23 protein-coding genes are annotated in these 24,913 nt (G+C 48.2%); 5 read left to right on the forward strand and 18 right to left on the reverse strand.

Annotated elements, in window-relative coordinates:
* Positions 1-4: 4 nt before the first annotated feature.
* Positions 5-1,711: a DUF748 domain-containing protein gene (locus K3G39_RS21195; protein ID WP_220627177.1), complete on the reverse strand. Its 1,707-nt coding sequence runs from the start codon at positions 1,709-1,711 to the stop codon at positions 5-7.
* Positions 1,712-1,943: 232 nt separating this feature from the next.
* Here K3G39_RS21195 and K3G39_RS15960 point away from each other — a divergent pair, with 232 nt between their 5' ends.
* From K3G39_RS15960 to K3G39_RS15970, 3 genes are all read left to right on the forward strand, one after another.
* A complete protein-coding gene (locus tag K3G39_RS15960; protein ID WP_220627178.1) occupies positions 1,944-2,498 on the forward strand; it encodes a TetR/AcrR family transcriptional regulator in 555 nt (184 codons plus the stop codon).
* Between the two features lie 23 nt (positions 2,499-2,521).
* On the forward strand, positions 2,522-3,379 hold the full coding sequence (locus K3G39_RS15965; protein WP_220627179.1) for an alpha/beta fold hydrolase: 858 nt from the start codon (positions 2,522-2,524) through the stop codon (positions 3,377-3,379).
* Positions 3,380-3,444: 65 nt separating this feature from the next.
* A complete protein-coding gene (locus K3G39_RS15970; RefSeq protein WP_220627180.1) occupies positions 3,445-4,041 on the forward strand; it encodes a hypothetical protein in 597 nt (198 codons plus the stop codon).
* A gap of 51 nt (positions 4,042-4,092) precedes the next feature.
* Here K3G39_RS15970 and hisIE read toward each other — a convergent pair whose 3' ends face one another.
* The 4 genes from hisIE to hisH form a co-directional block, all read right to left on the reverse strand.
* Positions 4,093-4,698, reverse strand: a complete 606-nt coding sequence (gene hisIE, locus K3G39_RS15975; protein WP_220627181.1) for a bifunctional phosphoribosyl-AMP cyclohydrolase/phosphoribosyl-ATP diphosphatase HisIE — start codon at positions 4,696-4,698, stop codon at positions 4,093-4,095.
* A 120-nt stretch (positions 4,699-4,818) separates the two neighbouring features.
* Entirely contained in the window at positions 4,819-5,577 is a 759-nt protein-coding gene (gene hisF / locus K3G39_RS15980) for an imidazole glycerol phosphate synthase subunit HisF (RefSeq protein ID WP_220627182.1), read from the reverse strand.
* Positions 5,571-6,293 carry a 1-(5-phosphoribosyl)-5-[(5-phosphoribosylamino)methylideneamino]imidazole-4-carboxamide isomerase gene (gene hisA, locus K3G39_RS15985; RefSeq protein WP_220627183.1) on the reverse strand — a complete coding sequence of 241 codons (723 nt, stop codon included), beginning with the start codon at positions 6,291-6,293 and terminating at the stop codon, positions 5,571-5,573. Before hisA ends, hisF begins: the two co-directional genes overlap by 7 nt.
* On the reverse strand, positions 6,290-6,871 hold the full coding sequence (gene hisH / locus K3G39_RS15990; protein ID WP_220627184.1) for an imidazole glycerol phosphate synthase subunit HisH: 582 nt from the start codon (positions 6,869-6,871) through the stop codon (positions 6,290-6,292). The genes hisA and hisH overlap by 4 nt, the downstream gene beginning before the upstream one ends.
* A 725-nt stretch (positions 6,872-7,596) precedes the next feature.
* On the opposite strand from hisH, the gene K3G39_RS15995 reads away from it, so the two are divergent.
* Positions 7,597-9,636: a S9 family peptidase gene (locus tag K3G39_RS15995; RefSeq protein ID WP_220627185.1), complete on the forward strand. Its 2,040-nt coding sequence runs from the start codon at positions 7,597-7,599 to the stop codon at positions 9,634-9,636.
* 236 nt (positions 9,637-9,872) lie between these two features.
* Here K3G39_RS15995 and aroF read toward each other — a convergent pair whose 3' ends face one another.
* From aroF to K3G39_RS16035, 8 genes are all read right to left on the reverse strand, one after another.
* Positions 9,873-10,883, reverse strand: coding sequence for a 3-deoxy-7-phosphoheptulonate synthase (gene aroF, locus K3G39_RS16000; RefSeq protein ID WP_220627186.1), 1,011 nt, complete (start codon positions 10,881-10,883; stop codon positions 9,873-9,875).
* Positions 10,880-11,668 (reverse strand): tryptophan synthase subunit alpha, encoded by a 789-nt coding sequence (gene trpA, locus K3G39_RS16005; RefSeq protein ID WP_220627187.1) that lies wholly within the window; start codon positions 11,666-11,668, stop codon positions 10,880-10,882. Before trpA ends, aroF begins: the two co-directional genes overlap by 4 nt.
* Positions 11,658-12,848, reverse strand: a complete 1,191-nt coding sequence (gene trpB, locus K3G39_RS16010; RefSeq protein WP_220627188.1) for a tryptophan synthase subunit beta — start codon at positions 12,846-12,848, stop codon at positions 11,658-11,660. Before trpB ends, trpA begins: the two co-directional genes overlap by 11 nt.
* 89 nt (positions 12,849-12,937) lie before the next feature.
* Positions 12,938-13,579 (reverse strand): phosphoribosylanthranilate isomerase, encoded by a 642-nt coding sequence (locus tag K3G39_RS16015; protein ID WP_220627189.1) that lies wholly within the window; start codon positions 13,577-13,579, stop codon positions 12,938-12,940.
* 39 nt (positions 13,580-13,618) lie between these two features.
* Positions 13,619-14,443, reverse strand: coding sequence for an indole-3-glycerol phosphate synthase TrpC (gene trpC / locus K3G39_RS16020; RefSeq protein WP_220627190.1), 825 nt, complete (start codon positions 14,441-14,443; stop codon positions 13,619-13,621).
* A 29-nt stretch (positions 14,444-14,472) separates the two neighbouring features.
* On the reverse strand, positions 14,473-15,483 hold the full coding sequence (gene trpD, locus K3G39_RS16025) for an anthranilate phosphoribosyltransferase (protein WP_220627191.1): 1,011 nt from the start codon (positions 15,481-15,483) through the stop codon (positions 14,473-14,475).
* 85 nt (positions 15,484-15,568) lie between these two features.
* Positions 15,569-16,132, reverse strand: a complete 564-nt coding sequence (locus tag K3G39_RS16030) for an aminodeoxychorismate/anthranilate synthase component II (protein ID WP_220627192.1) — start codon at positions 16,130-16,132, stop codon at positions 15,569-15,571.
* Between the two features lies 1 nt (position 16,133).
* Positions 16,134-17,543: an anthranilate synthase component I family protein gene (locus K3G39_RS16035; protein ID WP_220627193.1), complete on the reverse strand. Its 1,410-nt coding sequence runs from the start codon at positions 17,541-17,543 to the stop codon at positions 16,134-16,136.
* 555 nt (positions 17,544-18,098) lie between these two features.
* On the opposite strand from K3G39_RS16035, the gene K3G39_RS16040 reads away from it, so the two are divergent.
* Complete coding sequence (locus K3G39_RS16040; protein WP_220627194.1) at positions 18,099-18,506, forward strand: hypothetical protein; 408 nt, start codon at positions 18,099-18,101, stop codon at positions 18,504-18,506.
* 83 nt (positions 18,507-18,589) lie between these two features.
* On the opposite strand, the gene hisB is transcribed toward K3G39_RS16040, so the two are convergent.
* From hisB to K3G39_RS16065, 5 genes are all read right to left on the reverse strand, one after another.
* On the reverse strand, positions 18,590-19,684 hold the full coding sequence (gene hisB / locus K3G39_RS16045) for a bifunctional histidinol-phosphatase/imidazoleglycerol-phosphate dehydratase HisB (protein WP_220627195.1): 1,095 nt from the start codon (positions 19,682-19,684) through the stop codon (positions 18,590-18,592).
* A gap of 57 nt (positions 19,685-19,741) precedes the next feature.
* Positions 19,742-20,788: a histidinol-phosphate transaminase gene (gene hisC / locus K3G39_RS16050; protein WP_220627196.1), complete on the reverse strand. Its 1,047-nt coding sequence runs from the start codon at positions 20,786-20,788 to the stop codon at positions 19,742-19,744.
* Positions 20,781-22,070 (reverse strand): histidinol dehydrogenase, encoded by a 1,290-nt coding sequence (gene hisD / locus K3G39_RS16055; RefSeq protein WP_220627202.1) that lies wholly within the window; start codon positions 22,068-22,070, stop codon positions 20,781-20,783. Before hisD ends, hisC begins: the two co-directional genes overlap by 8 nt.
* The gene (gene hisG / locus K3G39_RS16060) at positions 22,070-22,921 is read right to left on the reverse strand and encodes an ATP phosphoribosyltransferase (protein WP_220627197.1); all 852 of its coding nucleotides are present in this window, start codon (positions 22,919-22,921) and stop codon (positions 22,070-22,072) included. The genes hisD and hisG overlap by 1 nt, the downstream gene beginning before the upstream one ends.
* A gap of 363 nt (positions 22,922-23,284) precedes the next feature.
* A partial coding sequence (locus K3G39_RS16065) for an MBG domain-containing protein (RefSeq protein WP_220627198.1) occupies positions 23,285-24,913 on the reverse strand: 1,629 nt, incomplete at its 5' end.

Below are 24,913 nucleotides of genomic sequence, written 5' to 3' on the forward strand. Positions count from 1 at the left end.
AGCTTTATCTATTAGCATCTTTTAGGTCAGCGCCTATACCTTCGATGCCTGCCGCAGTACGGAAACCACTGACGAGGCAGTCTTTCCAGTAGTTGAAAACAGAGCGGTTTCTGGCACGCACCACGTCAATTTTACCAGCACGAAGGGCTTCTCCTTTTTCTGGATTATCGGACTTGATCACAACCTTATTGGCCACTTTAGATAGGAGCTTTTTGGCAAATGACTGGCGTTTGTTTTCGTCCTTTGTCAGCACATCTACTTTAAAATTCTGATAACGTACATTAAGGTTGCCGCTGGCTTTGTTGCGGTACAGTTCTATCTTAAAATCACTTTTCTGCAATCTGCCCTCTTTCACACTGATAAATGTAGTCGGCTCCAAAATCGGATTAAGTACCGCCGGATCGGTGGGCCCGGCCCTACCTTGTATAGTATGGTAGCCATCAGGATCCAATAAGTTCAACCTGATGGTGACGGCAAGTGGTGCTTTTCCGTATGCCTTCGTTTTTGCCTCCACCACAGCCGGAGTCTTGGCGGACATCTGGTTTTTGTCGTTGGTCACGTTGCTGATCGTTGCGTAAAGATTTTCGAAGGTGATGATGCCTTTCTCTGTCGCCTCCTCTGCAAGCTCTTCGTAACGGATGTGCATCCCCTGCACCTCTATTTTTTGGATGGTCAACCCTGTCTTCAGCTCTTGAATGATGTCGTGCGGGAGTGGTTTAGTTCCCTTCACTGCAAAATTCTTCCTGTCCATGTACGCACTCAAAGATGGATTTTTGATCACCATATTTTTGGCTGAAAGGTTATTGTATCTGGAATGTACTTTGTAATCTACGCCACTCAGGTTAATTTCCGGCACCTCCAGCCGAATCGTCGAAACAGCTTTCCCTTCTTTTAAACGTGCTAAGGCTGCATTCTCCAGTAGCGGAATCAGTTTCAGGTTGCCGAGGTTGAGCGTCGCGTCTTCCGTATTGGCTTTGAGCGCTGTTGCCTGGAGTTTGTAAGTGCCATCTGGCAGCGTGAGTTCAACTCTTCCCGATTCCAGGGCAATCCGGCGGGCGTAGTAGGCACGATCTTCATCCTGAAAGGCGGTGCTGTCGAGATTGAAGTCTTTCACCGTCACCCTTAGATCTTCGAGTACGATCCGATCCGATTTCGCGTCCTGCCCTTCCCGGATACGCAGCGATCCCTCCGTTACTTGGATGCTCCCGATCTGCAGATTCCTCATGATCCCATCTACGGCTTTGTGCAGCGGCTCATGGGTTTCAGTGGTATCCTGGCGCATTTCGGTGATCAGGATGCTTGGTTGCGTAACCCGTAGCCTGCTCAAATCAAGTGGTTTGCCGCGCAGTATCCCGATGAAGTTTATACCTGCCAATACCAGTCTGTTTGTTTTGAGATCCAGCAGGGTACGGGGTGCTTTTGCTGCTGCGGTATCCTGCTGACTTGCCTCGTGTCGTTGGGCCCATGCCTCAAAGTCAGGAACCAGGCTGATAGAATCTGCTTGAATGCGTCCGCTTAGAAAAGACGAGTCAAGACCATGCAGCTTTAAGGAGTAAAGTCCGTTCGATTCTTTTTTTACCCGAGACTCAAGTTCGTCCTGTAACCAGGGGTTAAAATACAGCGATGAGAGAATGCCAGTGATTATGAATAGAGTTGCAAGAATGAGGAGTAGCCATAGCCACCATTTTTGAAGGAGCGTTTTAATTTTCACGTAGCTGATTAGTTTCAGATGAATACGAGCACAAGCACGATGTGTTTATAACCTTGCTGCCTGCCACTTGTTTCTGGCAAATCTGATCCCTTACAACTGTGTAGCACAATTATGAAGTCAGGTATACGGCATTATAAAATCAAGCGTTAAAAAGAAATTGCGCTTAAAAGCACAACTTTAGCTATGAACGAACGTTCAATCATTGTATATTTGAACAAATGTTCAGGTTACAATGCCCCGGTTTCAGGAAAAAAGAGAATACAGCATTAATAAATTGGTCGAGGTAGCCTTAGGGCTCTTCGCATCGAAGGGTTATGAAGCTACTTCGATCCGCAACATCGCCAGTCAGGCAGGCATGTCACTCGGCCTGCTCTATAATTATTTTAAAAGCAAAGATGAGTTGCTGGAAGAGATTTTCCGGCGCAGCGTAGAAGACATACACGCCTCCTTTGTACAAACGCCTGAGCAAGGCGGCTCTGGTATAGAGCAACATATCCGGCAAACGGTGAAGCTGCTGAAGGAGAAACAGGATTTCTGGAAGCTGCTGCACGGCATCCGGATACAGTCGGAAGTAGTCAGGAAGTTGATGGACGGAATGCAGGAACAGACAGCCTACATCGAAGATCGTATCCGGCAAAACCTGATCGAGGCGGGCATCCCCTTCCCTGACCTCGAAGCCAAACTCCTCTTCGCCTCCATCGACGGTATGGCAAGCCATTTTCTGCTCTACGACAATTATCCCATCGATGACGTAGCTTCACTCCTGATCATGAAATATAAGAAGTGACTTTAGTTTTTTTTGATAACAAGATGAATTCTCCCAAATGGCTTGATCGCATTTTATACCCTTTCGCTCACCACACGATAGAACTCCAAAGCGGACAATTGCATTATGTGGACGAAGGACAGGGCGAACCCATTGTGTTTGTGCACGGCACCCCTACCTGGTCGTTTGTCTGGCGACAGCAGATCAAGGCGCTCAGCCGGACCTGCCGTTGCATCGCCCCCGACCATCTGGGTTTTGGACTGTCCGACAAACCAATGGACTTTTCCTATACCCCCGAAGCACACGCACAAAACCTGGAGCAACTGATCGACCAGCTTCAATTGAAAGACATTACCCTGGTGGTACACGATTTTGGTGGTCCTATTGGTCTAAGTTATGCCTTCAGGCATCCGGAAAATGTCAAGCGTTTGATCATTTTAAATACCTGGATGTGGTCGCTGGAAAACGAAAAGCAGATGATGAAAATCAGTAGTTTTCTCAATGGACGCGTTGGGCAGTTCCTCTACCTGAACCTGGGCTTTTCGCCGCGTATGCTCCTGCCCAAAGGCTACCATCAGAAACGACACCTCAGCAAAGTCGTGCACCAACATTACTTAAAACCGCTCAATAATAGCCGTAACCGAATGGGTACCTGGCACTTTGCGGTTGCGCTAAAAGAGTCGGGACTATGGTTTGCCAGCCTTTGGGAGCAGCGCGAAAAGCTCCGAACTATACCTAAAATGATCCTTTGGGGAGAAAAAGACAAGTTGCTGCCATTACACTTACTGGAACAGTGGCAACAGGCCTTTCCGGAAGCCGTGGTAAAGCGTTTTGAGGCCGGCCATTTTGTGCAGGAAGAAAAAGGAGGAGAAATTGCAGATTCTATTAAAGATTTTATATAAAGAATATGTAATATTAATTGCAGTTAAAGTAATCTTTTTCATACCTTTATAGTCAAATTAAAACTATGAAAAGGATCATAGCCGCTACATGGCTCTTAGTTATTGCATTTTTCTCTGTTTCATGCGACGAACAGAATGATGAGAGCACCACGATCATACCGAGAGTGGAGGCTACAATGGAAAGGTCTTTTAATTATATCGAGTCTGCAGAACAGGAAAAAGCAGTCTATAGCCTTAGCTTACGGGAAATGGTACTTTCTTCTGATGAAGATAAACTACAGATAAACTTTGCGCCCTCCCGCCCTGCTGGAAATGATGCGTTGGTATTCAGTATTAAGCAAAGCGAATTGTTTAATGGCTTTATCGGCACATACCCGATCAGATCTCTTTCGAATAACAAAAGAGGCCGCGCTGATATTACCTACTACCACTACTACAACAAAACGAGCAAAAGCGCTTTGTTCAGCAGTGGCAACCGCATGGAAGGTCAGATTGAAATCAAAGCTTACGATAGCACGACCGGCCTGGCAAGCGGTAGTTTTGAAGTAACGATCAGCAATGTCACAGATCCTACTTCTTACGAAGACAATCCTGCTAAACCTCGTAAGTGTAACATCACACTGAGAGGTAATTTCAATAACCTGAAACTGATAAACGCTTAATCTAATCAAGTTAAAGATAAGGTAAAAGCCAGTCGCCCACGCGACTGGCTTTTATTTTTTATGGCGTTCCTGCAACACAGCCACAACATCAGCAAGTTCAAGGCCTGTAGCCGCCAACAGCACGAGCAGGTGGTATAACAAATCGGCCGCTTCGCCTTTCATAGTATCCAGTTTACCGGCCACAGCATCGATTACGGTTTCCACAGCCTCCTCGCCTACTTTTTGGGCAATCTTGTTCACGCCCTTATCAAACAGGAAATTGGTATAGGACGCTTCCGTCGGGTTCGCCTTACGGTGCTGTATGACCTCCTCGAGCCGGGCAATGAACTGGATAGCCGCCATGCGTTTAGCAGATGCATCTTCCCCAAAACAACTGGTATCACCGGTATGGCAGGTAGGTCCGTTGGGTTTCACTTTGATTAAAAGCGAGTCATTGTCGCAATCTTCAGTGATATTTACCACTGTTAAGGTATGGCCCGAGGTTTCGCCTTTGGTCCAGAGGCGGTTTTTAGAGCGGGAGAAAAACGTCACCAGCCCCTCTTTGTGTGTTTTATAAAATGCCTCCTGGTTCATGTAGCCTAGCATCAGCACCTGACTCGACTCAGCATCCTGTATTACGGCAGGTATAAGCCCGCCCATTTTATCGAAATCCAACATAGAGAAAGTTTAAGATTGTTAAATTGTTGATGGTTAAATTATTGTTTGGTGCACGATTCGTACAGGTCGCGACCTGCTCCTACAAAGGTTCTTTTAACCATTCACTCATCCACTCAATTGTTAGCACCTCACCGCTATACCTTCGCCTTTAAGAAACCGCTTCAGATCAGGTATATCCAGTTCACGGAAGTGGAAGAGACTGGCGGCGAGGGCAGCATCTGCATGGGCTATCTGGAATGCGTCAGCGAAATGCTGCATGGTGCCGGCACCACCTGAGGCGATAACAGGGACGGAAACAGCTTCTGAAACGGCCTTGGTGATGTCGAGCGCAAAACCTGCTTTGGTGCCGTCGTTGTTCATGCTGGTGAGTAAAATTTCTCCGGCACCGAGTTCCACCACTTTTCTGGCCCAATCAACGGTGGCATGTTCGGTTTCTACGGTTCCGGCGCGGGCGTATACCTTCCAACCTGTGGCTTCGGTATACTTGGTGTCAATGGCCAGGGTTACGCACTGACTGCCAAAGCGGCACGCCAAATCCTCCACTAGTTGCGGGTTGCGTATGGCAGTGGAGTTAACCGACACTTTATCGGCACCCGCCATTAAGAGCACCTCCACATCGGCCACGGCACTGATGCCGCCACCAACCGTGAAAGGTATATCGATGTGGCGGGCAATATCGCGCACAAGCTCTGCAAAGGTCTTGCGCTCTTCGTTGGTGGCGGTGATGTCCAGAAACACCAGTTCGTCTGCACCCTGTTCTGCATACCACTTGGCCAGCTCCACCGGATCGCCGGCATCGCGGATGTTCTCAAAGCGGACACCTTTTACGGTGCGACCGTTCTTGATGTCCAGACAAGGTATAATGCGTTTGGTTAACATAAAAATCGCGCTAAGTCCTTTAATGTGATTGTTCCTTCGTAAATCGCTTTCCCAATGATGGCGCCCATTACGCCAATTTCCTGCAGTTCCTCCAGATCCTGTACCGTTGTCACACCGCCGCTGGCAATTACCTGGGCATCGGGCAAGGTGAGTTTCAGGTGACGGTAGGTGTTGGTGGATGGTCCCTGCAGTTTGCCGTCTTTGCTCACGTCGGTGCAGATGAACAGTTTAGCTCCGGTTTTCAGGTAGCCTGACATAAAATCCTGTAGCGGGTATTTGCTTTCTTCGGTCCAGGCGCTGATGGCGATGTTGGTGCCTTTAAAATCCGCTCCGATGATGATCTTGTCAGCCCCATACTGCAAGAGCCAGTTTTTTACCTTCTCCGGCTCACGCACCGCTATGCTGCCGGCCGTAATCTGCGCAGCACCCGCCTCAAAAGCCTGTTTCACCGCCTCGTCTGACTGCAAGCCACCACCAAAGTCTATAACAAGGCTGGTGTTTGCAGCAATACTTTCCAAAACAGACAAGTTTACCGGTTTACGGGCGCGGGCACCATCGAGGTCCACCAGGTGCAGGCGCTTGATGCCGTTTGCCTCAAAGCGCTTGGCCACTTCCAAAGGGTTGCTGTCGTAGGTGGTTTGCTGGGCGAAGTCACCCTCGGTGAGGCGCACGCATTGACCACCGATCAGGTCAATGGCAGGTATAATCTCCATCATAAGGCAAGGAAGTTTTTGATGATCTGTGAACCGGCAGGACCGCTTTTTTCAGGGTGAAACTGCGCAGCATAGAAGTTTTTATATTGTAAGGCAGCCGAGAAGGGCTCCGGATATGAGGTTTGTGCAATGGTATACGCACTCAACGGTACATAAAAGCTGTGTACATAGTAAGCGTATTCCCCTTCGGCTATACCTGCAAACAAAGGTGATTGCAGTTTCTCCAGTTGGTTCCAGCCCATATGCGGCACTTTCAGGTCTGTTTGAAATCGTTTGACAGGCAAAGGGATGATGCCCAACATGCCCGTATCGCCCTCTTCGGAATGCTCGCAGAGCAACTGCATACCTAAACACACCCCGAAAAAGGGCTGCTCGAGCGTTGGCAGTAACTTATCCAGATTGCGGGCCCGCAATTGCGCCATGGCAGATGAAGCCTCTCCCACTCCCGGAAAGATCACTTTATCTGCCGCCTTAATCGTTTCAAAATCAGAGCTCAGCGTAGCCTGCACCCCCAGCCGCTCCAGTGCAAACAGCACCGACTGCACATTACCAGCTTTGTAATCAACTATAACGAGGTTCATTTATTTAATTAAGACTTAAGAATCACAAATAATGATTGAAGCAAAGCCTCAAATCAATTCAACTAATTATACCTTTCGCTGAAACAAGCTTAAGTACCTATTTTCTTGTGCTTATTGCGATGAATAAAAAGCACGCTACACTCGTTGCGTAATATATCAGCGCAAAAGTCATATCCTCCTTTTCATCACTTCTAGTATACCTGTTAACAATCTGATTGCTCCTTTTATGTGCAGTATAGGTATAGAGTCCAGCTAATAACATTGTACTGGGGAACACAAACCTCTCTCCATCTGAAATATCATACCCCATACGATCCAAAACCTCTACTGCACACAGGTAAATTGTGAAAAGATTAAGGCTTAAAAAAGCACTGACAGATCCCAAAGCCCTGGTATAGCCTGTCGGTTTATTTTTGAGAGATCGTTTTGTCAACTCAAAGAATAAATAATCTAAAAACATATCTCTGGTACAAACAAAAAAAGCCTGACTCTGTTCGGAGTCAGGCTTTTGGAAAGTCTATTTTAGTATTACTAAATCAAATCCATAGGCTAGCGGCTCCGAAACTTTTGTTTCGTGCATGATGATGGTGCAGATGTGCCAGTGTGCCTTTCATTGCTACAAATATAGGGTACGACCAACGTAATACCATACCTATACCTGATTCTTTTTTCCTGCCAGGCTCAATTACCTTTTCAGAATGTCAGGTTTTGGGTATTTTTGAAGTATGAAAAAGATAATGATACTGGCTGGTGTGTTTGCCGTGACAATGGCGCAGGCACAACAGCGCATGACCCCGGAACTACTCTGGAAGCTGGGTAGGGTTTCTGCAGAAACCATAACCCCCGACGGTAAATCCGTGATTTATGGCGTCAGCTACCCCAATGTGGAGGAAAACAACAGTGAGCGTAACCTCTATGCTATACCTGTTACGGGCGGACAACCAACGCAGCTGACATCGACCAAGGGCGGCGAAAGTGTCGTGCATATCGATAAGGTTAACGGCAGCATCGTATACCTGCACAAAGGCCAGTTGTGGCAGTTATCGGGTGGCAAAGGCGAGCCAATACAACTGACCAACGTGGAAGGTGGCCTGAGCAACGTGCGCTTCTCACCGGACGGAAAACATCTGCTCTTCTCCCGTGAAGTCGAAATGAAAAAAATGCACAGTACCGATATCTACCCGGAGCTAAAGAAATCGGATGCCTATGTATACGACGACCTGAACTACCGCCACTGGGATACCTGGGAAGACGGTAAGTTTCAGCACATCTTCTTCGCCAGTTATAATAATGGGCAGTTAGGTACACCGGTTGACCTGATGAAAGGTGAGCCATTTGATGCACCGCAGATGCCTTTCGGGGGCAAGGAAGACGTGATCTGGAGTCCGGACAGCAAGGCCATTCTTTACGTAAGCAAGAAAAAGTTCGGTAAAGCGTATGCCGTAAGCACCAACACCGACATCTACCGCTACGACATTGCCAGTGGTAAAACAACTAATCTCACCGAGAATAACCTGGGCTACGACACCCACCCTATCTACAGCGCCGACGGCTCTAAACTGGCCTGGCTGGCCATGGACGAAGACGGCAACGAAGCCGATCAGAACGAGTTGATCGTTATGGACATCAAATCCGGCAAAAAGTACAACCTGACCAAGGACTGGGACGAAACGATCAACGGATTTGAGTGGAGCAACGATGGCAGCAGGATCTGGTTTGTGGCCCCAACCAAAGGTACGATCCAGGTATACGAGATCGCACTAACTAAGAACCTTAACAAGTTCACAACTAAAGGTATACGCCAGGTAACCAAAGGGCAGTTCGATGTGAACGGCATCGTGGGCCAGGGTGGAAACAACCTGATCGTGACGCGCAACGACATGAACCGCGGGACGGAACTATACCGTCTGGAAACCAAGTCAGGGAAGCTGACGCAGCTGACCACAGTGAATGACGAGGTATACGGCAAGCTGGCGAAGAGTAAAGTGGAGCCACGCACGACAAAAGCCAGTGATGGCAAGGACCTCTTTTCATGGGTAGTGTATCCACCGGACTTCGATCCGAACAAGAAATACCCAACGCTACTTTATTGCCAGGGCGGTCCGCAGTCGGCTCTGACACAGTTTTACTCTTACCGCTGGAATCTGCAGCTGATCGCGGCGCAGGGTTACATCGTGGTGGCACCAAACCGTCGCGGTATGCCGGGCCATGGGGATGAGTGGAACCGACAGATCAGCGGCGACTGGGGCGGGCAACCTATCCGAGACTACCTGTCTGCTATCGATGATGTGGCCAAAGAATCTTATGTAGACAAAGACCGATTGGGTGCAATTGGTGCGAGTTATGGCGGCTACTCGGTGTTTATGCTGGCTGGTTTACACGAAGGCCGTTTCAAAACTTTCATCGCCCACGATGGTTTGTTTGACATGCGCAGCTGGTATGGAACAACCGAGGAGATGTTCTTCGCCAATAACGAACTGAAAGGCCCTTATTGGGAGACCAAATCACCGCAAAGTTACAAGGAGTACAACCCGATCGAGTTAGCCAACAAATGGGATACGCCTATTTTGATCGTGCAGGGCGGTCAGGACTTCCGTGTAGGTATAGAGCAAGGTCTGCAGGCTTTCCAGCTAGCGCAACTCAAAGGCATCAAGAGCCGCTTGCTATACCTGCCAGACGAAAATCACTGGGTACTGCAGCCGCAGAATGCCATGGTATGGCAGCGTGAATTCTTCAAGTGGTTAGATGAAACTCTGGATAAATAAGCAAACTAAAACAGAAAGCCCGGTACCATTCAGTACCGGGCTTTCTGTTTCTTTAGAATCTCTTCTATTGACAAACTATTAGGTAGAACCCTTTTTCTTTCTTGTGGACATATAGCAGAAGCCTAAGCTACTTAGAAACAAGATTTTTAACAGAATGACAAACGTCAAGTTTCAATTTCAGACAAAGCGTATCAACTCAATGTATAATCAAAAGCTATGATCAACGGATAACGAATCTAAAAGCTCTCCCGCAACTTATACGCCTGCCGCATGCGCTTAATCAGGCACTCTGATTCCTGAAAATTAACCGTCTGTTGTCCGTCCGAGAAAGCCTCTTCCGGCTTCTGATGCGTTTCGTATATCACGCCGTCGGCTCCTGCCATTACAGCGGCCAAAGACATCGGCTCCACATGGTCGCGCAGACCAATGCCGTGTGATGGGTCCACAATTACAGGCAGGTGGGTTTTGGCTTTAAGCACCGGCACAGCGTTCAGGTCGAGCACGTTTCGGTAGGAGTTTTCGTAAGAGCGTATACCGCGCTCGCACAGCATAATCTTTTCATTGCCGTTCGAGAAGATGTACTCAGCAGCTTGCAGCAATTCTTCTATCGTTCCAGAAATGCCCCGCTTCAGTAACACGGGCTTTTGCGCCTCGCCCAGTGAATCTAGCAAATTGAAATTCTGACTGTTACGGGCTCCTACCTGAAACACATCCACAAAGTCCACCATGTCTTCAATCTGCGACACTTGCATCACCTCAGTGATGATTTTGATGCCGTTTTCGCTGCAAAGCTGGGAAAACATGCGCAAGCCTTCCAGCCCCATACCTCTGAAAGCATAAGGCGAACTGCGCGGCTTGAACACACCGCCCCGCATGATCTTCACGTTATTGGCTTTCAGGTGCTCCACTACCAACTCGATCTGCCGCTCACTTTCGATGGAGCAGGGACCAGCCATGATACTGAAATTGCCTTCTCCGATCACCACGCCATCACCTAAGTCGATTAACGTAGGATTAACGCGCCACTTGCGGGAGATCAGTTTGTACTCGTCTGAGACGCGGTGAATATCCGCTACGCCCGGCAGCTGCCCCAGCGTACGGATGTCAAAATCTTTCTTGCCTATACCGACTATGTAGTGCGCTTCCTGTGTTTTTACTTCGCTGGCTTTAAAGCCTATACCTTTCACTTCCTGCAGTATATCTTCCAGTAGTTTGGCAGGTATACCTTGCTGCAATTGTATGATCATGCTGTTTCTTTGTGTCTGATGCTCTGAATAAATGTGCTGATGTTTTCGCTGAGACTTTCCTCTTTAGCTATGGCCTTAATAAAAGCACTACCGATAATGGCACCGCTGGCGTGATGGCAAGCCTGCTCAAAAGTTTCTTGGTTATGAATGCCAAATCCGATGACGCCTGGGTTGCGTAAGCCCATTTCTTTCACCCGCTCAAAGTAAGTGGTGTTTACCACCGACTGTCCCGTCGTGCTGCCTGTTACCGAAGCCGACGACACCATATAAATAAAACCATTAGTGTGGGTGTCGATTTCACGGATGCGTTGCTCCGGCGTCTGCGGCGTGATCAGGAAAATGTTACTGAGTTTATATCTTTCGAATACCTCCTTGTACTCCCGCACATAGTCCGAAAGTGGCAGGTCCGGCAAAATCAAACCGTCTATACCTAGTTCGCTGGCCTTCTGCAGAAAGCGTTCCACACCATACTGCATCACCGGGTTCAGGTAGCCCATCAGCACCAGCGGTATCTGGGTATGCTGACGGATATCCTGCAGTTGCGCAAATAACGTAGGAATGGTCATGCCGTTTCGGATCGCGACTTCAGAGCTCTGCTGTATGGTCGGGCCGTCAGCCAGCGGGTCAGAGAAAGGCATTCCGATTTCGATCAGGTCTACCCCATTTTTCTCCAGTTCGAGTATGATCGGTACCGTATCCTCTAAATTCGGAAAACCGGCCGTGAAATAAACTGAGAGTAAGCCCTGCGGCTTTTGGGCGAATAGTTGCTGAATTCTATTTATCATCGAAGTTGAATCTGTCTAAGTAAGTTGCCAAATCTTTATCACCGCGCCCGGAAAGGTTTAGTACCACCACTTCATCCGGCTTCGCTCCCAGCCGACTAATGACAGCCAATGCATGTGCTGTTTCCAGCGCAGGTATAATACCTTCAAGTCGGGTCAGTTCCAGCACCGCCTGCAGCGCTTCCTCATCGGTAATACTCTCAAAAATCGCACGGCCCGATTGGTGTAGATGTGCATGCAGCGGCCCCACACCCGGATAGTCAAGGCCTGCGGAAATAGAATAAGGCTCTGTCACTTGTCCGTCTTCAGTCTGCATCAGCAAGGTGCGACTGCCGTGGATGATGCCCTCTTTTCCCAGCACTGAAGTAGCGGCAGATTCACCGGAGTCTATACCTAAGCCGGCGGCTTCCACCGCAACCAGCTTTACTTCGGGCGTGTCAAGGTAGTGGTAAAAAGCGCCAGCCGCGTTGCTGCCGCCGCCCACACAGGCCACGATATAATCCGGGTCCTCACTGCCGGTCTTCTCCAGCAACTGCGCTTTTATTTCCTCTGAAATCACTGCCTGAAAGCGCGCTACCATGTCCGGGTATGGGTGCGGCCCCACCACAGATCCGATGATATAATAAGTGTTTCCCGGGTTGTTGATCCAGTCACGGATAGCTTCGTTGGTCGCGTCTTTGAGGGTACGGCTACCGCTGGTGGCGGGCACTACGGTTGCACCTAACATTTTCATTCTGGCCACATTAGGGGCCTGACGTTCAATGTCTACTTCACCCATATACACGATGCACTCCAGGTTCATCAGCGCACAAACCGTAGCGGTAGCCACGCCATGCTGACCAGCCCCCGTCTCCGCTATGATGCGGGTCTTACCTAGTCGCTTGGCCAGCAGGATCTGCCCAATGGTATTGTTGATCTTGTGCGCCCCAGTATGGTTCAGATCCTCCCGTTTGAGATAGATATTGGTGTTATATTTTTCTGAAAGGCGCTTGGCAAAGTAGAGTGGTGTCGGGCGACCCACATAGTCCCGCAGCAAACTCTGCATTTCCTCCTGAAAATCCGGCTCCGCCATGATAGTCAGGTAATTCTGCCGCAGTTCCTCCACATTAGCGTATAGCATTTCGGGAACATAAGCCCCGCCAAACCTACCGTAAAAACCGTTATCGTCTACTGAGTAATTCATGTTTTTATATTTTGTCATTTCGAGCACAGCGAGAAATCTGGTAATCACTGCCAACTCAGATCTCTACTATCGGTGAGGTGACAGATTGCTTAATTCTTGTCCCTTATTAATTTAATTAACTCCTTCAGTTTCCCCACATCTTTCAGCCCAGGCTCCAGCTCAAAGCCACTGTTCACGTCGATGGCGAATGGATTTGGTCGTAGCTTCTCGAACTCTTTGCTCTGCAGGTTTTCCAGATTCAGCCCCCCGCTCAGAAAGTAAGGTATAGGTGAGAAGTAGCCTTTGAGCATTTCCCAATCGAAGACCGTACCGTTGCCGCCAAAGTTGTTGCCACGGGTGTCGAAAAGGAAAAACTCGCAGTAACGTTCGTAGAGCAAGGTGCTCTCGAAAGAAAAACGATCATCCACCGAAAAGGCCTTGATCAGGCGTATACCTTTCTCCAGCAATTCCCGGCACTGTCTAGGCGTTTCGCGACCGTGTAGTTGCACCAGATCCAGTCCATATTTCTCTATGGTAGCCTGTATAACTTCAGTAGCTTCATTCACAAACACGCCCACTTTCTGTATACCAGCCGGAAGATCGGCTAAGAGTTCCGGGGCAATGTAGCCTTCGCAGTAGCGCTTGGAGCCTTTATAAAAGATAAAGCCCATGTAGTCGGGCTGTAGTGCAGCGACCTGCCGGATGTTATCCGGGTCGCGCATACCGCAAACTTTTATTTTCAGGTCTTTCATTCTGCTGATCGTTTAAATAGTGTCAAGTGTAATTCGAGCTTAAGACTGCACCTGCACAAGCGAATCGTGTTGTTGCAGCTGGCGCAGTTCCCGGATAAACTCAGCGGCTGCACGTTCCGGCCTTCCATCTGTCATAAAGGTCTCCCCGATCAGGAAGCCATTATAACCCACTTGCTGCAACTCCACCAATGTATCAGGTGACTTCAATCCACTCTCCGATACCTTAGTCAAACCTGCCGGAATGTGCTGCGCCAGCTCCATGGACAAGGCAACATCCGTCTGAAACGTCTGGAGGTTGCGGTTGTTTACTCCCACGATCGTCACGTCATCACAAAGCGACGCTTCCAGTTCCTGCTGAGAATGCACCTCCAGCAAAACCTCTAGTCCGAAAGAGCGGGCGAAGGTAGCCAGCTGTTTTAGTCTGTTGGGTTCCAAAGCAGCCGCAATCAGCAAAATGGCATCGGCTCCAATAGACTTGGCCTCCACGATCTGGTACTCATCCACTGTGAAGTCTTTGCGCAGGATCGGGCAGTAATTATACTTGCGGGCGATCATCAGGTCTTCGTTCTTGCCTCCAAAATAGTGTGCGTCCGTCAGGATAGACAATGCCGATGATCCTGCCTGCATATAGCCAATAGAAGTGCGTTCCACCGATACGTACGGGTTAATATCGCCTTTGGAAGGAGACTTTCGCTTGATCTCGGCAATAATGCCACTCTTGTCCGGCCGCAACAGGTAGCGTTCCAGCGACAGGCAAGGCGTCTCGAAGTATAAACTCTTCTCCAGTAGCTTCACCGGGTATAGCGCCTTGCGGTCTGCTACTTCTTCGTATTTATGGGCGATGATTTGGTCCAGTATATTCATGGTTATCGAAATTGAAGATGTTGAAATAATCAGGCTGTCACCAGCTTCGTATCTTGTATCAGTTTGTTAAACAAGGTATAAGCCATGCCGGATTGCAGCGTTTCTTTAGCTAATTGCACAGCCTCAGGTATAGCGGTTTCTGGGCGGGCGCAGTGGATGGCCATACCAGCGTTGGCGGCGACTACATCAGTTTGGGCTGGCGTTCCTTTGCCTTTCAGCACCTTTAGAAAAATGTCGGCTGATTCCGCTATACCTCCTCCGCCTTTGATCTGACTGTGCTCCAGACGACCAAGACCCAGATCACTGGCATCTAGCAATTGCTCTTTATTGTCTGCAATCACTTTAAAAGGACTGGTCAGGGAGATTTCATCATAACCATCCAGGGTATGGAGGATGCTATACCGGATGTCAGGTTGCTGTTGGTAGAGGTAGCCAAACATGCGGGCCAGCTCCAGGCTGAAAACACCCACCAGCTGTTTCTTAGGGAAAGCTGGGTTCACCATCGGGCCGAGCATATTGAAAAAGGTTTTCACGCCAAGGTCTTTCCGAATGGACCCGACACTTTTCATGGCCGGATGGAAAAGCGGGGCATGCAGAAAACAGATGTTATAATCCGCGATGCTGCGCTCCAGTTTCTCGGTATCAGTGGTAAACGATATACCTAGCGCCTCCAGCACATTGGACGAGCCGCAAGAAGAAGAAACCCCGTAGTTGCCATGTTTGGCCACCGCAATGCCATTCGCCGCTACTACAAAGGAAGATAACGTGGAGATGTTAAAAGTATCCTTGCCATCACCGCCTGTGCCACAAAGGTCAATTGGGTCGTAAGTATCCAGATCTACCCGATGGCAGAGCTCCAGCAAGGCATTGCGAAAGCCTTCCAGTTCCTCCACCGTGATGCTGCGCATCATGTAAACCGTCAGGAAGCTAGAAACCTGGTTTTGGTTATACCTGCCAGTAGCAATGTTTTTCAGCACTTCCCGTGCCTGTTCCCGGCTCAGGGTTTTATGTTCAAATAAGTGATTCAGTATTTCTTTCATGCTTGCTATTTTTTTTGTCTTTCCGAGTGCGGTGAGAAGTCTGCTATATTTATAATTCAGATCTCTCCTATCTTCAAGATGACAGTCAATGTGTTAACCAGTTCTGGATCATTTCCCGTCCATGCTCCGTCAGCACGGACTCGGGGTGGAATTGCACGCCACGCACATCATAGTTTTGGTGGCGCAGCGCCATGATATTTCCGCAATTATCTACTGCCGTTGGCACCAGGCTGTCAGGTAAATTTTGCTCCACCAGCCATGAATGATAGCGGCCGGTTTTGAATTGCTTCGGCAGATTTCGGAAGAGCGGTTCTTGCTCACAAATCACTTCAACAGGTGTAGCTATACCGTGCCATACCTGATTGGTGTTTAATAACTTACCGCCATATACCTCACCTATTGCCTGATGTCCGAGGCAGACACCGAAAAGGCTTTTGCTTGATCCAAACTCCCGGATGATTTCTTTAAGCATCCCGGCCTCATCAGGTATACCGGGCCCTGGCGAGAGCATAATTTTCTCAAATTGGGCTACCTCCTCCAGGCTTGTCTTGTCGTTACGACGCACGGTTACTTCAGCTCTCAGTTCCTGCAGCAGGTGCACAAGATTGTAAGTGAACGAATCGTAATTGTCGATTACCAGAACTTTCATATTAATTGATCTCCTGAGCTAAAGTGAGGGCTTTGCGAAGCGCCATTAGTTTATTGTCGACTTCCTGCAGTTCGTTGTTATCGTCAGAAGCGGTGACTATACCTGCCCCAGCCTGGTAGAAGAGTTTATAGTCTTTGCTCAGAAAAGATCGGATCATAATCGCGCTGTTGAAATTGCCGTTGAAATCCATAAAGCCGATGCAACCGCCGTAGAAAGAGCGATTGGTGGTTTCGTACTGATCGATCAGTTGCATGGCCTTGTACTTGGGAGCGCCAGAGAGTGTACCGGCCGGAAAAGTACTGGCCACCATTTGCAGTGAGTCATCCTGGTTGTGTAGCTGCCCCGATACTTTGGATACTAGGTGAATGACATGCGAGTAGAATTGTATTTCCCGGAACGTCTCCACTTCCACGCTATGCCCGTTGCGGCTCAGGTCGTTGCGCGCCAGGTCTACCAGCATCACGTGCTCGGCGTTCTCTTTCGGGTCAGCCAAGAGTTTATCGGCCAAAGCAGCATCTGCAGCATCATCACCGGTTCTTCGGAAAGTACCAGCTATCGGAAATATGCTGGCCTTTCCGTCTTTGATCACCAACTGCGCCTCCGGTGAAGAGCCAAAGATCTTGAAGCTGCCGTAGTCGAAGTAGAACAGGTATGGCGAGGGGTTAACAGAGCGGAGGGCCCGGTATACATTAAAGTCATCTCCCTGAAAAGCCTGCTCGAAGCGACGAGACAATACCAGCTGAAACACATCGCCCCGGAAGCAGTGCTCTTTTGCCCGTCTGATATTCTGCAAGAAAGCCTCTCTGCTGATATTACAAGCCTCCTCGCCTATTGACTTGAAGGTATAGCTCGGAATGTTGCGGCTGTTGAGTAAGGCTTCAAGCTGCACTATGCCATTTTCATTTTCCCCACCATAGGTATGTGAAAAGATAAAGGCCTCATTTGTAAAGTGGTTGATGGCAATGATATAACGGTATACGGCATAGTATAGATCCGGCATCTGCTGGCGTTCCGGTCGAAGTTTCAACTCCACATCCTCAAAATAGCGCACTGCATCGTAGTTCATGTAGCCAAACAACCCATTGCTGATAAAGTTGAAGCTGCTTTGCTCCGGCTCGAATCTGCCGGCAAAAGAAGACAGTCTCGCAGGCACATTCAGTTCATTTGAGATGGGCGTTTCTACCGTGCTGCTGTCCGGAAACACTTCAGTCAACACTTCGTTTTCGGCTTTAATGCTCGCCAACGGACTGCAGCAGATATAAGAGAAGCTGTTCTCCGCGCCGTGGTAATCCGAGCTCTCCAGCAGGATGCTGTTTGGGAAACGGTCGCGCAGTTTCAGGTATACACTCACGGGCGTAAGCGTGTCGGCCAAAAGCCGTTTATAGGTTGTTGTAATCTTATACTTTGTCATTTTTCAGATTGGGTTGAAAACAAAAAAGCCTGCTGTTCAGATGAACAGCAGGCTTTTATACCTTTGGCTATAGACTATACTATCTCTTCATAATATACATAGCAGGGCTGTTCACGAAACTTTGCGTAACGTGCCACCACCATGCAGTATGAAGAAGATTTTGGATCATGTGCTTTGTTAAATGCAGGAAAAAATAAATTCCTGTGTTGCAAAGGTAAATGCTAAACCGAGGAATGCAAATACTTTTGAAATTTATTTTGAAAACAGAAACATCCTGCTTTTGTTTTCAAAATAAATGCTTTTTGTTAGCCGGCGCTTTCGTCTTTGGGAGAGCAAATTCCAGCTTTGGGAATTCTGATAAACGCAAGCAGAGAGCTCGCTCGTCATTATTCTTTGTTTACCAGCTATTTCAGGCATCCAGCAATACTGGCATTTATTGGGTCTGGTTTTTGCGCAACTCTTATTCCGTGCGTATGTCTATTCCTGCTTTGCTGCTTCAGCCCAAAACCGGTATGAGCAAAAAGTGATAAAACAGGAAAGATTAGAGAAGGTTCTATGAAATTGGTCAGAAACGAAATTTTACACCGACAAAGCAATATTCTTATTGAGTTTAACCATTCTGAGGGATGGCTTTATGTGAATTGGCGCGGCTATCAGAACTATGACACAGTAGTGTCCGGTTGTGAGAAAATTCTGGAAATCCTGCTGGAAATTAACTGCACCAAAGTTCTGAATGACAACACGAATGTTGAAGGCATCTGGTCGGGTGCCTCCAGGTGGGTAGGCCAGGACTGGCTACCGAGAATGCAGGCCGCCGGATTGGAATGTTTTGCCTGGGTGTATTCTCCCAGTGCTTTTAGCCGGCTATCTGCTGATAAGACTCTTAGCTGCACAGAAGACCAGAGTTTTATTAAGACTTTTTACGACATAGAGGCAGCCAGCGACTGGTTGCGCGCCTGCTGAACAACAACCAACCACCTAATCAACCAGATAAAAAGGCTGACCGCTCTCCTGCAGTCAGCCCTTTTTATTATAAAGCAGTACGTTTACAAAGTCCCCTTTGTGCTAGGTATAGAGTTGTCTTCAGGATTTCGCTTCACGGCTATCTGAATCGCTTTGGCAAAAGATTTGAAGATTGCCTCAATCTTATGGTGCTCGTTTTGCCCTTCGGCTTTCACATTGAGGTTGCACTTGGCTGCGTCGCTAAATGACTTGAAGAAGTGGAAGAACATTTCAGTCGGCATGTCCCCTACTTTCTCACGATTGAATTCAGCTTCCCATACCGTCCAGGGTCTTCCGCTGAAATCAATGGCTACCTGCGCCAGCACATCATCCATCGGCAATAAAAACCCATAGCGGCTAATGCCTTTCTTGTCTCCTAATGCTGCCAGAAAAGCTTCGCCAAGGGCCAATCCGGTATCTTCAATGGTATGGTGCTCATCAATATGCAGATCGCCCTTCACCTGTATGCTCAGATCCAGTTTGCCGTGCTTGGCCAACTGCTCCAGCATGTGGTCAAAGAAGCCAAGACCGGTGTGGATGTTCATCTGCCCGGTGCCATCTAGGTTTAAATCTATAGCGATATCCGTTTCATATGTCTGGCGCCTGATGGAGGAACGGCGTGCGGGCAGCTTCAGAAAGGTATAGATCTCATCCCAGTCATTGGTGCTTAGAGCAGCTTCCTCTACCTTATTTTCTCCAATAAAAATAGCCTGGGCACCTAGGTTCTTAGCCAGTTGCACATCCGTCAGTCTATCCCCGATCACATAGGAATTTGCCAGGTCATATTCTTCAGAAAGGTACTTTTTCATCATTCCTATACCTGGTTTTCGGGTCTCCAGCCCCTCGTGCTCAAAACTTCGGTCGATCAGGATATCGTCAAACGTTATACCTTCCCCTTTCAGAATATTGAGCATTTTATTTTGATAAGGCCAGAAGGTGTGCTCCGGATAAGAATCTGTACCAAGCCCATCCTGATTGGTCACCATCACCAATTCGTAATCCAATTCCGTGTAAATATTGTATAGGTTGCGAATCACTTTTGGCAGGAATTCAAACTTTTCAAAAGAGTCTACCTGGAAATCCGTTTTCGGCTCAACCAGAACGGTGCCGTCACGGTCTATAAATAATGCTTTTTTCATTTTTGACTTAAATAGTACGGCATTCGCAGATTGCTCACAAATACCGGGTACTTACGTTTATTTAAAATTAGCTAAGGCCTGAAACAACTGCTGGTTCTCATCCACAGTACCAATAGAGATACGCAGGCATCCCTCACAACCCGGCAGGCTGGAACGATTCCGCACCACAATGCCCTGCTCTAGCAAATAGGTATAAAGGCGATTGGCATCTTTTACTTTTACAAGCAGAAAATTGGCATCTGATGGGTATACCTTTTCCACTACATCCAGCGTCGGAAGGGCCTGCATGAGCATTTCCCTTTCCTGCACGATCTCCTCGATCATGTAAGCCAGTTGCTCGGTCTGCTCCAACGCTTTGAGTGCCAGTTCCTGAGTAGCTTCATTTATGTTATAAGGCGGTTTGATCTTGTCGAGTAGTGCGATGATCTCTTCCGAGGCGAAGGCCATACCTAGCCGCAGTCCTGCCATACCCCAGGCTTTGGAAAAAGTTTGCAGCACGACCAGATTTGGGTACACGGCTAAGCGCGTAGCCCAGCTCGGCGCATCAGCAAAGTCAATATACGCTTCGTCGACTACTACCAGTCCGTCAAAATTATCCAGCAGGGTTTCAATGCTTTCTGCCTCGATCAGGTTGCCAGTCGGATTATTGGGTGAGCAGACAAAGATCAGTTTGGTCGTTTCCTTCACCTGCCGCAGCACTTCCAATACCGGGATCTGAAAATCGGGCGTCAGTTGTACTGCATCCAGTTGCACTTCGTTTAGATTAGCCGATACTTCATACATGCCATAAGTTGGGGGTAGGTGCAGCATGCTGTCCTGGTCCGGTCGGCATACCATCCGAAAAAGTAGGTCGATGGCCTCGTCGGAGCCGTTGCCCAGGAATATTTGTGATGCCTTTACGCCTTTTATTTCAGCAATCTTTTCCTTTAACTTCTTCTGATGCGGATCCGGGTAACGGTTATACCCTTCTCCAGCCAGACTGCCCAAATTATTTTCGTTAGCGTCTATAAACACGTTTGCTACGCCTTTGAACTCATCCCGAGCAGATGAATAGGATTTCATTTTGAGCACGTTCGGACGTACTATACTTTCCAGGTTAAACATATTGAACCTCCTTCAGCCTGATACTAACTGCATTTTTGTGCGCTTCCAGTCCCTCAGCGTTAGCCATTACTTCAATGGTTTTGCCGATGTTTTGCAATCCCGACTGGGTGATGTGCTGGAAGGTTATTTTCTTGACAAAACTATCAAGTGACACACCGCTATAGGCTCGTGCAAAGCCATTAGTTGGCAAGGTATGGTTAGTACCAGAAGCGTAGTCACCAGCCGACTCCGGACTATAATTGCCCAGAAAGACAGAGCCTGCATTGGTGATCTGGTCCAGCACCTCTTCATAATTTCGGATCGAGAGGATTAGGTGCTCCGGTGCGTATAGGTTTGAGAAACGCAGCATCTCTTCCACATTGCCTAGTAATATACCCAGGCTGTTTCCCAGGGCTTTGGCAGCAAAATCTTTGCGCGGCAAGTTGTTCAATTGTACCTGCAGCTCCTGCTCTATCCTGTTTAGCATTTGGGCAGAGTTGGTCAGTAGTATCACCTGCGAATCAGCTCCGTGCTCTGCCTGCGACAGCAGGTCAGCCGCCACAAAAGCCGGATTGGCTGAATCATCCGCAATCACCAGCACCTCCGATGGTCCGGCCGGCAGGTCGATGGCCACGCCAGTCTTGCTAAGCATTTGCTTCGCCACCATCACATACTGGTTACCCGGACCGAAAATTTTGTTCACGGCAGGTATAGACTCAGTACCAAACGCCATGGCCGCAATAGCTTGTGCACCTCCCACTTTAGCAATCTTTTCTATACCTAGCATCGAAGCCGTGTAGCGTATAGCCGGGTGTATAGAGCCGTCTTTAGCCGGCGGCGTACATAAGATCACTTCCGGACAACCGGCAAGTTTAGCAGGCACCCCCAGCATAAGTAAAGTTGAGAACAGTGGTGCTGTGCCCCCGGGTATATATAAACCAACACGGTCAATGGCCACGCTCTTACGCCAGCAAGTCACACCAGGCATCGTCTCTACTTGCTTCGGCTGCTCTGCCTGCTGCGCGTGAAAAAGCTGGATATTGCTATACGCCTGCAGGATGGCTTCTTTCAATTCAGCTGACAGTTCAGACGCTGCAGTTGCGATCTCCTCCTGAGAAACAAAAAGATCAGTGAGTTTCACACCGTCATACTTTTGCGTCAGCTCCTGCAAAGCAGCATCGCCCTGCTCCTTCACTATCTGAAAGGTTTGGGCTATACCTGCTTCCAGGTCTTCGTAATTCTGTGTGGGCCGCTTCACCAGCTCCTGCCAGACTGCCACTGCCGGATATTCTATTTTGCGCATCATACAATCATCTTTTCAATAGGTACTACCAATATACCCTGTGCGCCGGCATCTTTGAGCTTCTCAATGATCTCCCAGAAATCATCCTCATTTACAACAGAGTGCAGCGAACTCCAACCCTCTTCTGCTAGTGGCAGGATGGAAGGTGATTTAGCACCCGGAAGCAGTTGACTGATCTCGGCAATCTTTTCGTTTGGAGCATTCAGCAGAATATACTTGGCTTTCTGGGCACGTTGCACAGCATGGATGCGGAACAGCAATTTATTCAGGACCTCCTGCTTCTCCGCATTCAGGCCACCGTTCGCAATCAGTACTGCCTGTGACTTGAAAACACGCTCCACCTCACGCAGACCGTTGCTGATCAGGGTACTGCCTGAGCTCACGATGTCGCAGATCGCATCTGCCAATCCGATACTCGGCGCTATCTCCACGGAACCACTGATGGTATGGATATTAGCCTGTACGCCTTTCTCATCGAGGTATGCCTGCAACAGTTTGGGATAGGATGTCGCAATGTTCTTACCCTGCAAATCGCTGATATCTTCGTAAGGGTCACCCTTCGGCACAGCCAGCGACAAACGGCACTTCGAGAATCCAAGTTGCTCTACTGCCAGGTGCTGCATACCTTCTTCAACCAGCACATTCTCTCCAACTATCCCTATGTCGGCGACGCCATCAGCCACATAGCCAGGTATATCATCATCGCGCAGGTAGAGGATCTCGAGCGGAAAATTGGTGGATTCAGTTTTAAGTTTAAGCGAGCTGGTGATGAACGAGATACCGCACTCACGGATCAGTTTAAGCGAGTCTTCACTCAGCCTACCGGACTTCTGGATTGCTAAACGTAGCATATATAGTAAATGGATTTAATAGGTACAAATAAGAATGACCTTGCTGCTGGCAAAGTAGGATAAGGGTACGATGACCCTATTGGGGGCTATATGGTGCTATGATTCCTCTTACGAGGAATGATGGAAATGATGATGCGCAGCAGAACCACAGGCAACAGGCGCTGCCGTGATAGAAGTAAGAATGATATGTAGCGTGGTTTTGCTCATACTGCTGTCGCAAAGGTACTGTTGATTTTGGTCTATACAAAAAACAGCCGATAATGTTTTTCAACAGGTATAATTTGGCCCTTAAATAAAAAGGCACCCGTCAGTTACGACAAGTGCCTTTTTATTTAAGGGCCATAAGACTCTGCAAGCGTCAGCTTACTTCTTAAGGATCATCTTGATGGTCTGTGCTTTAGAGCCAGTGATCAGACGGGCAAAGTACACGCCTTCAGCCAGGTTACGGGCATCCAGCTCGTACTCGTATACCTGTCCGGCATCAGCCTTACCAGTTGCCACTTTTTTGATCAAAGAGCCTCTAACATCGTACACTTCCAGCGCAAAGTTCTGATCCGTATCGAAAGCGAAGCGGATTGTTGTTCTGTCAGCGAAGGCATTAGGGTAGTTATCAAAGCGGGCTACAGACAAGCCTTCTAGTTGGTCAGCAATCTCGAGTTTTTTGCCGTTGCTGTTACCGTTGACTGACTTGTTCTCGTGTATTACGATGGAACCACCGCCGAGAGCTGTTGCGGCACTTCCTGGTTCAACATTCTCGTCAGAGGTGTATTCATTATCATATACAACTGTTCCAGAATGTTTCTCCCAGATCTTAATTCTAAACTGATCAACACTAGGATTAGACTTGATATGGCCATCCACAGCAATTACTCTGAATGCGTACCCTCCATTGCCGTTGATTGTACCCTCACCAGTGTAAGTAGCTTTGTGCTTAGCAATAACTAAGGACATCTTAGTATGTGAAGAACTTTTGAAGTCGAGGTTACCAGCATTTAAGTGGAAAGTAGTGTTACCATCTACTTCTTCAACTTCATTTTTGCCCTTCTTATACTTAGCATTAAATCCAAAGTTGGCTTTACCTGCAACTTGCATATATTGGTAAGCTATGTATTTAGGAGAGGTAATCCATCCACCACCAGTTACAAAACCATCTGTTGGGTCATACACCGGAAGATAAGCAACAGCCTCATCACAACCACCTTCAACTTTAGCTTCTACTTTGTAAACTTCTACAGGAAGTGTTTCTGTCATTATATAGGTAGCTACACCATTAGCACCTGTTATAACGGAACCTTTAAATCCTCCATTGACATAGAAGTTAACTCTCACTCCATCTACTGCAGGAAGAACTTGGGCGCTTAAGGTAGCGAGAGATCCAACTTTAACCGGATTGCTGCTTGCACTGGCATCTACAGTTACAGCGTCAACTGTTAGAACACCATTGACATAAGTAACATCATAGTTGCTGAGTTTAGCATCTGTACTAGCTGGTATAACAGTAGTACCGCTGAAACTATAACTAGTGGTGATAACTTCACCATTTACAGCACCTGATACTGAGCACTCAAAATCTTCAGGATTTACTTGACCACAGTATTTACTCATACTTGGAGCAGTGATAGTTAGTGGCGCTTTTTCGATGGCGAAGGTCTTGCTGTCAGAAGAAGCAAGGTAGTTGGCTGTCTCAGCATAAGAGTAAGAAGCCGTGGCCGTGCCAGCATTCACGTTGTCGGCATAAGCAGCTTCCGGAGTCAGATCCAGGCCACCGGCACCGGTCACTCTCACTGTAGCTGGTGTGTGAGCTGAACCATTGTAAGTGAAGACACCTTCAGCGATAGTCACAACAGTTTCTGTAGCGGCCTTGCCGATGGCGAAGGTCTTGCTGTCAGAAGAAGCAAGGTAGTTGGCTGTCTCAGCATAAGAGTAAGAAGCCGTGGCCGTGCCAGCATTCACGTTGTCGGCATAAGCAGCTTCCGGAGTCAGATCCAGGCC

This window comes from Pontibacter sp. HSC-14F20 (assembly GCF_019599265.1).
GTDB lineage: Bacteria > Bacteroidota > Bacteroidia > Cytophagales > Hymenobacteraceae > Pontibacter.